Origin of the sequence: Qipengyuania thermophila (genome assembly GCF_004153605.1) — a bacterium.
GTDB classification, from domain to species: domain Bacteria; phylum Pseudomonadota; class Alphaproteobacteria; order Sphingomonadales; family Sphingomonadaceae; genus Qipengyuania_B; species Qipengyuania_B thermophila.
The window spans coordinates 97,110-103,811 of record NZ_SDSI01000005.1 but is presented as its reverse complement, the minus strand read 5'-3'; the positions used below and the strand labels follow the sequence as shown (position 1 = coordinate 103,811).

The following is a 6,702-nucleotide window of genomic DNA, read 5'->3' as shown; positions in this document are numbered from 1 at the left end:
GGTAAGCGGCGGCGCCGCGGCGGTGCTCACGGCAGCCGGCGCCGGCACGGGCGAGGCGCCGCCCGGCCGGGCCTCGGGCGCTTCGCGCTCGGTCACCATGCGCGAGGGCCGCGCGGGAGCAGAACTTGCCGCCTCCGGCGCAGCCGACGTCGCGACAGAAGCGGGTTCGGGAATGCGGATGGCCGGGCGCGGCGTGGCGGTGAGAACGGGGCGGGGCGTCGTGGGGAGAGGCGCATCCGGGTCGACCGGGCCCTGCACCCTCGGCGTGGGCGAGGGCCGTCCTCCCGGCTGAAGGCTGAAATCGCGCAGCGCGGGCGCGTCCTGCGCCGCCGCCGGGACGCCGGCGGGGACGGCAAGGAGAAGAGCGGCGAGGGCGAAGGAAATGACGCGCATGGGAAACCAAACGGAGTGGAACGGCGACGCAGCCGGAGCCGGGCGAAGGTGAAGCGCCGCCGCGCTTGAATACAGGCTGAAGCGGGAGGCGCCAAGCTCCGCTTGCGAGGTCGGCGGGAACGCGGCACATGCGTGACGATGAGCGATGTTTCCGCGCCAAAGTTTCTCGGTCAGTCGACCGCGCTGCCCGCCTCGCCGGCGGAGGCGCAGCTCGACTACGTGGCCAATCCCCGCCCCGGCGTGCTGTATCTCGTCCGGTTCGCCGCGCCGGAGTTCACGTCCCTTTGCCCGGTGACGGCGCAGCCCGACTTCGCCCATCTGGTGATCGACTATGCGCCGGCCGCGACGATCGTCGAGTCGAAGTCGCTGAAGCTGTTCCTCGGCAGCTTCCGCAACCACCAGGCCTTTCACGAGGACTGCACCGTCGGAATCGGCCAGCGCCTGTTCTCGGAAATGCAGCCGCTCTGGCTGCGGATCGGGGGTTACTGGTATCCGCGCGGCGGCATTCCCATCGACGTGTTCTGGCAGAGCGGCGCGCCGCCAGCCGATCTGTGGCTGCCGGAGCAGGGCGTCGCGCCGTATCGGGGAAGGGGGTAGAGGATGATCCACGAAGACTCGCCGCACCGGTCGGCAACGCCCGGTTGGCTCGCCGTGCGCCTGCCGGTGCATGCCTTGTGGCTTTCGCTGGCCGTGCTGGCATGGTTCGCCATTGCCGCGTTCGCGCCGCGTTTCGGGCTGCTGGACTGGCGCGCCGGACTGGGGTTCATGGTGATGACGGCCGGGCCGCTGCTGCTCGGCCTGGCGGTCCTTGTCGCCGCGCTCGCGCTGGCGCTCAGCCTGCGCAGCCGGCCGCGCGGCCCGTGGTGGAAGGCGGCCCTTGCCCTCGCCATTCCGGTGATCATCGGGGCCAGCCTGCTGCAGCTGCGGGCGACGGCCGCCCGGGTGCCGCCGATCCACGACGTCGCCACCGACGTGGTCGACCCGCCGCAGTTCAGCGCCTCGACCATGGCGTTGCGCGACGCGGCGGGCGCCAACCCCCTGTCGCCCTACAACGTCCCGCTGGGGCAGCTGCCGGCATGGCAGGGTCGGGTCGAAGGCGCGCAGGCGATCCAGACCCACGCCGACCTCATCGGGCAGCATTACGGACGGCTTCAGCCGATCCCGACCGGCGGTCGCGACCCGGCGCAGGTGTATGACGCCATCGTCGCCGCCATGGCGGACATCGGCCTGCGTGACATCCGCCGCGATCCCGACGCCGGCATCGTGGAAGGAGTGGCCCGGACGCTGGCCTTCGGCTTCCGCGACGACGTGGTGGTGCGGGTCCGCGACGGCCGCATCGACCTGCGCTCCGCCAGCAGGGTCGGCGTCTCCGATCTCGGCTACAACGCGGCACGGCTGGAGCGCCTGTCACGCGCCATCGAGCGCCGCCTCGCCACGCCGTGAACGAGTCTGGTGCCGGCTACAGGATTCGAACCCGTGGCCCCCTGATTACAAATCAGGTGCTCTACCAACTGAGCTAAGCCGGCGCGCGTGGGGCGGGATTGCGTCAGATCGCGCCGAAAGTCCACCCTTCGGTGCGGGCGACCTGCGGCGTGAGGGCGGGAGGTTGCCACAGCTCCTCCCGGCCAGCCGCGTCGCGCAGCCAGGCAGCGGCGAGCAGGGCGTCCGCGGCGTGGTCGTCGAGCGGGCCCGACCCGTCCACGGGGGGCGAGCCGAGCGCGCCGAGCGCCGCGTTGAGCGCCTCCACCGACCGCAGCTTGGTCCGCCCGGCGCGGCACCCCGCCGCCAGCGCGGCGATGGCCGTGTAGATCTCGATCAGCATCGACCCCGCCGGCGGCAGCGGATCGACAGGCCACACCGGCAGCGCGTCGCCCAGCCGGTGCAGCAGGCGCATTCCCGCGAGGCTCGCCTTGCCGACCTGCGCCGCGCCGACGAGATTGAAGTTCGAGGTCGGCCGGCACCCCATCGCCTCCTGCGCCTGTTCGGTGACGCGGAAACGTCCGCGCCCGTGCTCCGCCATGTCGCAGCGGAACAGCGCACCCTCCTCACCGGGACGCCGGAAGAACGGCGCGTGCTCGTCATGATCGACAAAGGCCGACACGCCCAGATGCGGTTCGTCGAAGGCGATGACGTCGATGAGCGCCCACAGGCTGCGCGCATCGGGGGGGCTGTCGAGCAGGCCCGGAAAATAGGCGCCGCAGTCGACGAACGGCAAGGCGAGGCCCATGTCGATCCCGACGAGCGTGTCCGGCGGCAGCTCGTCGCGCAGGTAATGCAGCACCTCTTCCCGCGACCAAGGCCGGTCACGGCGGATCAGCGTGGGCGGTCCGCCCGCACGGCTCGCCAACGCCAGGGCGATGCCGCGCTGCCGCTCGCCGGCGGCACCGGACCAGTCGATTGCCAGGACGTGCTCGAACCGTGTCCTCATTGCGCGCGATCCACTTCGTCCCGGCCGCGCCGCAGCGCGTCCCAGCGCGCCATCCGCTCGGCCACCTCAGCCTCGAATCCGCGCCCGGTGGGGGTGTAGTAGTGTTGCGGCTCCAGGCTTTCCGGCCAGTAAACGGCGCCCGAGAAGGCGTCGGGCGCGTCGTGGTCGTAGGTGTAGCCCGCGCCATGGCCGAGCGCCTTCATCAAGGGCGTCGGCGCGTTGCGCAGGTGAGGGGGCGGGGGCAGGCTGCCATGGTCGCGGGCGCTCTGCCAAGCCGCTGTCTGGGCGCGGTAGACCGCGTTCGACTTGGGTGCGGTGGCAAGGTAGAGGCAAGCCTGCACCAGCGCCAGTTCGCCCTCGGGCGAGCCGAGGAATTCATAGGCATCGCGCGCGGCGATGCACTGCACCAGCGCCTGTGGATCGGCGAGGCCGATGTCCTCCACAGCCATGCGGACCAGCCGGCGGGCGATGAAGCGCGGCTCCTCCCCCGCGGTCAGCATCCGCGCAAGGTAGTAGAGCGCGGCCTGCGGATCGGACCCGCGCACGCTCTTGTGAAGCGCGGAAATCAGGTCGTGATGGCCGTCGCCGGCCCTGTCATACTGGGCCGCGCGCCGGTCGAGCAGGCGGGACAGCGCCGCCGGGTCGAGCGGCGCCGCAGGACGGGCGGACAGCACCGTCTCCACTAGGTTGAGCAGGAACCGGCCGTCGCCGTCCGCCGCGGCGACAAGCGCGGCGCGCGCCTCCGCCGTCAGCGGGAGACGGCCGTGCGCCGCTTCCGCGCGGCGCAGCAGCAGCTCCAGGGCGTCCGCGTCCAGCCGGCGCAGGACGAGCACCTGTGCCCTGCTGAGCAGGGCGCCGTTGAGCGCGAAGGACGGGTTCTCCGTCGTGGCGCCGACCAGCGTCACCGTGCCCCGCTCGACGTAGGGGAGAAAACCGTCCTGCTGCGCCCGGTTGAAGCGGTGGATCTCATCCACGAACAGCAGGGTCCGGCCACCCCTGGCGGCGTCGCGTTCCGCTTCGGCAAAGACCTTCCGGAGGTCCGCCACGCCGGAGAACACCGCCGACACGCTGGCAAAGCGCGTGCCCACCGCCTTGGCGAGCAGGCGGGCGATGGTGGTCTTGCCGGTTCCGGGCGGTCCCCACAGGATCGTGGAGGCCAGCCGCCCGGACCCCACCATCCGCCCGATCGGGCCGTCGGGCCCGGTCAGATGCTCCTGACCCACGACATCCGCCAGCGACGAGGGGCGCAGCCGTTCGGCCAGCGGCGCGTCCGGGGACGGAGGCGCCGCCGGTGGAGGCGGGGAAGGGTCGGGGTCGAACAGGTCTGCCACACCGCGTCCGTCAGCAGGTCGCGCCGGCGCGCACGAACATCATGGGGATCCTCCCGCCTTTGGCTGCACGCTGGCAAGAGAACACGAGGCTGCGGGCGCCTGCGTCATCGGGCACGGCGCGCATCGAGCAGGCGCAGATAGGTGTCCAGCACCGTCTGGTTGACCGCATCCCAGCTGTAGGTCCGCGCCCGTTCAAGGCCCGCTTTTCCGTGCTGCGCCCTCAGCGCCGCATCGGTGCAGTAGGGCGCCAGCGCGGCGGCGAACGCATCGGGACGGTCGGGCGGCACCAGCCGGCCGGTCACCCCGTCCTCGACGAGGCTGGCGCTGCCGGTGGCGCCGGCGGCGACGACCGGAAGGGCGCAGGCCATCGCCTCCAGCGTGACGTTGCCGAACGTCTCCGTCACCGAGGGGTTGAAGAAGATGTCGCCGCTGGCCAGCGCGCGGCCCAGCGCCTCGCCGGTCTGAAATCCGGCGAAGGCGGCCTGCGGCAACGCGGCCCGGAACCACGACGCGGCGGGGCCGTCGCCGATCACGAGCACCGCGTGCGGCACGCCGGCCTCCCGCAGGCGCCCCACCGTCGCCGCAAACACGTCCAGTCCCTTTTCCATGACCAGCCGGCCGAGAAAGACCACCGCCGCCTGATCGTCACCGATCCCGTGCGCCCGGCGCCAGCCGGCGTCGCGCCGCGCGGGGTTGAAGATCTCGCGGTCGACCCCGCGCGACCAGATGGAGACATCCCGTCCCATGCCCTGCGCGACAAGGGTGTCGACCATCGACTGCGACGGCGCGACCAGCGCGTCGCAGCGGTTGTAGAACCGCCGCAGCCCGGCCTCGAACACCGGTTCGAGAAAGGCCGCCTTGTAGTAGCGGGGATAGGTTTCGAAGCGGGTGTGCACCGAGGCCACCACAGGGATGCCGCGGGCGCGCGCCCAGCGCACGGCGGCATGGGCCACGGGGTCGGGCGAGGCGACGTGCACCATGTTCGGGCCGAACGCCTCCAGATCCGCCAGCGCCGGTCCCCACAGGCCGAGCGGCAGCCGGTATTCGCCGCGTCCCTTCACCGGCAGGCGGACCGAGGGCACGCTGACGAGGTCGCCGGTCGGCGGGAAGGCGGGCTGCGCCACCGTGGGGGCATAGACCCGCACCGCCACCCCCTGCCGCAGCAGATGCCCGACCAGCCGGTTGAGCGCCTGGTTGGCGCCGTCGCGGGTGTAGTTGTAGTTGCCGCTGAACAGGGCGACACGGAGGTCTGCGGGTGTCATCGGCTGCACCGCATACGCACGGGCAGGGCGCTTGGCGAGAGGCAAGGTGCCGCGCCCGTTCCGCCCGTGGCGGTTGACTTCGCCGCCCCGCGGTCTAGGTCCGGCGGCGGGCCACGCGGTCCCAACGCCGCGCGCGCTCTCTGCGAGGAGAGTTGACACATGACTGCCGCACCGAAGCCGGACATTCGTCCGTCCCGTCCGTTCTTTTCCTCCGGACCCTGTGCCAAGCCCCCCGGCTGGACCGCCGCGGCGCTCGCCACGCAGTCGCTTGGCCGGTCGCACCGCTCGGCGGTGGGCAAGGCGCGGCTTCAGCATTGCCTTGCCCTGATGCGCGACGTGCTGGAAGTGCCCGCGACGCACCGCATCGGCATCGTTCCCGGATCCGACACCGGGGCGGTGGAAATGGCGATGTGGACCCTGCTCGGTGCCCGGCCGGTGACGGTGCTGGCGTGGGAAAGCTTCGGCGAAGGTTGGGTCACGGATGCGGCGAGGCAGCTTCGCCTCGACCCGACGGTGATGCGCGCGGACTATGGCCATCTGCCTGATCTGTCGCAGGTGGACTGGGATCATGACGTGGTGTTCACCTGGAACGGCACCACCAGCGGGGTGCGGGTGCCCGGCGGCGACTGGATCGCCGCCGACCGCGCGGGCCTTGCCATTGCGGATGCGACGAGTGCGGTGTTTGCGCAGGACATCGCGTGGGACCGGGTCGATGCGCTCACCTTCTCGTGGCAGAAGGTGCTCGGCGGCGAGGGGGCGCACGGGGTTCTCATCCTCGGCCCGCGCGCGGTGGAGCGGCTGGAGAGCCATGCGCCGGCCTGGCCGATCCCCAAGCTGTTCCGCCTCACCTCCGGCGGCAAGCTGATCGAAGGCATCTTTTCGGGGGAGACGATCAACACGCCCTCGATGCTGGCCGTCGAGGACGCGATCTGGTGCCTCGAATGGGCAAGGGACATCGGCGGACTGGCGGAGACGAAGCGGCGCGCCGACGCCAACGCCGCGGCCCTCGACCGTCTCGTCGAGGAGCGCGCCTGGCTCGGCCATCTCGCCGCCGATCCGGCGATCCGCTCGAACACCAGCGTCTGCCTGACCGTGGAAGGGGCAGATGCCGCCTTCATCAAACGCTTCGCCGGCCTGCTCGAGCAGGAAGGCGCCGCCTTCGACATCGCGTCCTATCGCGACGCGCCGCCCGGCCTCAGGATCTGGTGCGGCGCCACCGTGGACACCGCCGACATTGGGGCGCTCGGCCCGTGGCTCGACTGGGCCTACGGGGCGGCCAAGGCATGAG

General features: G+C 71.9%; 6 protein-coding genes, 1 tRNA gene and 1 pseudogene. 3 read left to right on the top strand and 5 right to left on the bottom strand.

All coding sequences use genetic code 11. The features are described from left to right. Positions 1–393, bottom strand: a pseudogene (locus tag ETO60_RS10020) (hypothetical protein); the annotation flags it as partial. 138 nt (positions 394–531) lie between these two features. Between ETO60_RS10020 and queF the strand changes: the two are divergent. Then, entirely contained in the window at positions 532–990 is a 459-nt protein-coding gene (gene queF / locus ETO60_RS10015; RefSeq protein WP_130005273.1) for a preQ(1) synthase, read from the top strand. Between the two features lie 3 nt (positions 991–993). Next, positions 994–1,836, top strand: coding sequence for a DUF1499 domain-containing protein (locus ETO60_RS10010; RefSeq protein WP_130005271.1), 843 nt, complete (start codon positions 994–996; stop codon positions 1,834–1,836). Between the two features lie 7 nt (positions 1,837–1,843). Here ETO60_RS10010 and ETO60_RS10005 read toward each other — a convergent pair. From ETO60_RS10005 to ETO60_RS09990, 4 genes are all read right to left on the bottom strand, one after another. Next, positions 1,844–1,919, bottom strand: a tRNA-Thr gene (locus ETO60_RS10005). A 20-nt stretch (positions 1,920–1,939) separates the two neighbouring features. Continuing rightward, positions 1,940–2,821 (bottom strand): hypothetical protein, encoded by an 882-nt coding sequence (locus tag ETO60_RS10000; RefSeq protein ID WP_130005270.1) that lies wholly within the window; start codon positions 2,819–2,821, stop codon positions 1,940–1,942. Continuing rightward, positions 2,818–4,152, bottom strand: a complete 1,335-nt coding sequence (locus tag ETO60_RS09995; protein ID WP_130005268.1) for a replication-associated recombination protein A — start codon at positions 4,150–4,152, stop codon at positions 2,818–2,820. Before ETO60_RS09995 ends, ETO60_RS10000 begins: the two co-directional genes overlap by 4 nt. A gap of 104 nt (positions 4,153–4,256) precedes the next feature. Further along, positions 4,257–5,414, bottom strand: coding sequence for a glycosyltransferase family 4 protein (locus tag ETO60_RS09990; protein ID WP_130005266.1), 1,158 nt, complete (start codon positions 5,412–5,414; stop codon positions 4,257–4,259). 159 nt (positions 5,415–5,573) lie between these two features. On the opposite strand from ETO60_RS09990, the gene ETO60_RS09985 reads away from it, so the two are divergent. Next, on the top strand, positions 5,574–6,701 hold the full coding sequence (locus ETO60_RS09985; RefSeq protein ID WP_130005264.1) for a phosphoserine transaminase: 1,128 nt from the start codon (positions 5,574–5,576) through the stop codon (positions 6,699–6,701). Position 6,702 lies beyond the last annotated feature (1 nt).

Excerpts from the sequence above, each read along its gene's own strand:
- queF (WP_130005273.1), top strand. The coding sequence starts at position 532 with ATGAGCGATGTTTCCGCGCCAAAGTTTCTCGGTCAGTCGACCGCGCTG.
- ETO60_RS10010 (WP_130005271.1), top strand. The coding sequence starts at position 994 with ATGATCCACGAAGACTCGCCGCACCGGTCGGCAACGCCCGGTTGGCTC.
- ETO60_RS10000 (WP_130005270.1), bottom strand. The coding sequence starts at position 2,821 with ATGAGGACACGGTTCGAGCACGTCCTGGCAATCGACTGGTCCGGTGCC.
- ETO60_RS09990 (WP_130005266.1), bottom strand. The coding sequence starts at position 5,414 with ATGACACCCGCAGACCTCCGTGTCGCCCTGTTCAGCGGCAACTACAAC.
- ETO60_RS09985 (WP_130005264.1), top strand. The coding sequence starts at position 5,574 with ATGACTGCCGCACCGAAGCCGGACATTCGTCCGTCCCGTCCGTTCTTT.